The organism is Mycobacterium sp., assembly GCF_035499775.1.
In the GTDB taxonomy this organism is placed as follows: Bacteria; Actinomycetota; Actinomycetes; order Mycobacteriales; family Mycobacteriaceae; genus Mycobacterium.
The window spans coordinates 1-2,560 of sequence record NZ_DATJYB010000360.1; the positions used below are offsets into that span (position 1 = coordinate 1).

At 65.9% G+C, this 2,560-nt stretch carries 1 protein-coding gene and 1 pseudogene; both read left to right on the top strand.

Annotation, left to right across the window (positions count from 1 at the left end):
* The first annotated feature begins 63 nt into the window (after positions 1 to 63).
* Positions 64 to 1,716 carry an arginine--tRNA ligase gene (argS, locus tag VML93_RS22310; protein WP_325614402.1) on the top strand — a complete coding sequence of 551 codons (1,653 nt, stop codon included), beginning with the start codon at positions 64 to 66 and terminating at the stop codon, positions 1,714 to 1,716.
* Positions 1,713 to 2,560, top strand: a pseudogene (locus tag VML93_RS22315) (diaminopimelate decarboxylase); the annotation flags it as partial. The gene argS and the pseudogene VML93_RS22315, both read left to right, overlap by 4 nt.

Consider the following 2,560-nt stretch of genomic DNA (forward strand, 5'->3'; position numbering starts at 1 on the left):
TGACCACCTCGCCACCGCAATGGATTCGGGGCGCAAGCACCCCAGACCATAGGATGGACGTTCGTGACCCCCGCCGACCTCGCTGAGCTGCTCAAAATCACCGCCGCAGCGGTGTTGGCCGAGCATGACCTCGACGTGTCCGCGTTGCCGCAGACGGTCACCGTGGAACGGCCGCGCAACCCTGAGCACGGCGATTACGCCAGCAACCTGGCGTTGCAGCTGGGCAAGAAAGTCGGCGCCAACCCCCGCGAACTGGCCGGATGGCTGGCCGCGGCGCTGACCCAGGTGGACGGCATCGCCAGCGCAGAGGTCGCCGGACCGGGGTTCATCAACATGCGGCTGGAGACGTCGGCGCAGGCCAAGATCATCAACGACGTCATCGACGCCGGAAAGACGTACGGCAACTCCGACGCCCTGGCCGGGCACAAGATCAACCTGGAATTCGTCTCGGCCAACCCGACCGGGCCGATCCACATCGGTGGTACCCGCTGGGCCGCCGTGGGCGACGCGCTGGGCCGGCTGCTGTCGACTCAGGGCGCCGACGTGGTGCGCGAATACTATTTCAACGACCACGGCGCCCAGATCGACCGATTCGCCAGTTCGCTGATCGCCGCGGCCAAGGGCGAGCCCACCCCGGCGGACGGCTACGCGGGCAGCTACATCACCGATATCGCCGCGCAGGTGTTGCAGAAGGCGCCCGACGCGCTGAGCCTGCCCGAGCCCGAGATGCACGAAACCTTCCGCGAAATCGGCGTCGACCTGATGTTCGCTCACATCAAGGAGTCCTTGCACGAATTCGGCACTGACTTCGACGTTTACACGCACGAAGACTCGATGCACACCAGCGGCCGTGTCGAGCAGGCCATCGCCAAACTCCGTGAAACGGGCAACATCTACGAAAAGGACGGCGCAACCTGGTTGCGCAGCAGCGCTTTTGGTGACGACAAGGACCGCGTCGTGATCAAGAGCGACGGCAAGCCCGCCTATGTCGCCGGTGATCTGGCCTATTACCTGGACAAGCGGGAGCGTGGCTTCGACCTGTGCATCTATATGCTCGGCGCCGACCACCACGGATACATCGCCCGGCTCAAGGCGGCGGCCGCCGCGTTCGGCGAGGACCCCGCGACCGTCGAGGTGCTGATCGGGCAGATGGTCAACCTGGTCCGCGACGGCCAGCCGGTACGAATGAGCAAGCGGGCCGGCACCGTGATCACGCTGGACGACCTGGTCGAGGCTATCGGCGTCGACGCCGCACGCTACAGCCTGATTCGCTCGTCGGTGGACACCGCGATCGACATCGACCTGGCACTCTGGTCCTCGGCATCGAATGAAAACCCGGTGTATTACGTGCAGTACGCGCACGCTCGGCTGTCGGCGCTGGCCCGCAACGCCGCCGAACTCGGCCTGATTCCGGACACCGGCCACCTCGAACTGCTCAATCACGACAAAGAGGGCACCCTGCTGCGCAGCATCGGCGAATTCCCGCGGGTGCTCAAAACCGCTGCGTCCCTGCGTGAACCGCACCGGATATGCCGCTACCTGGAAGACCTCGCCGGCGACTACCACCGGTTCTACGACTCGTGTCGAGTGTTGCCGCAGGGCGACGAGCAGCCCACCGACCTGAACACCGCCCGTCTGGCACTGTGTCAGGCGACCCGCCAGGTCATCGCCAACGGGCTGGCCATACTCGGCGTCACCGCTCCGGAGCGCATGTGAACGTCCATCCCGCCGGGCCGCGGCACGCCGAAGAGACCCGTCCCGCCAGTAGTCCGCCACGGCCGCAATCCGCCGAGGAGCTGCTGCGGCTGGCCCCGAATGTGTGGCCGCGCAACACCACTCGTGACGAGGACGGGGTGGCCTGCATCGCCGGGATCAAACTGACCGAACTCGCTCAGGAATACGGGACCCCGCTGTTCGTCCTCGACGAGGACGACTTCCGCTCCCGCTGCCGGGAGACCGCGGCGGCATTCGGCGGCGGCCAGAATGTGCACTATGCCGCAAAAGCCTTCCTGTGCAGCGAAATAGCGCGTTGGATCGACGAAGAAGGCCTTTCGCTCGACGTGTGCACCGGAGGCGAGCTGGCCGTCGCGTTGCATGCGGACTTCCCACCGGAGCGGATCACCCTGCACGGCAACAACAAATCGGTCGCGGAATTGACGGGGGCCGTCAAAGCCGGAGTGGGCCACGTCGTTCTGGACTCGATGACCGAGATCGAACGCCTCGATGCCATCGCGGGCGAGGCGGGCATCGTCCAGGATGTGCTGGTGCGTCTCACCGTTGGGGTGGAAGCGCACACCCACGAGTTCATCTCCACCGCACACGAAGACCAGAAGTTCGGGCTGTCGGTCGCCAGCGGTGCGGCGATGGCGGCGGTCCGACGGGTGTTCGCCACCGATCATCTGCGACTGGTCGGTCTACACAGCCATATCGGTTCGCAGATCTTCGAGGTCGACGGCTTCGAACTCGCCGCGCACCGCGTCATCGGCCTGCTGCGCGAGGTGGTCGGCGAATTCGGTCCGGAGAAGACGGCGCAGCTGTCGACCGTCGATCTCGGTGGCGG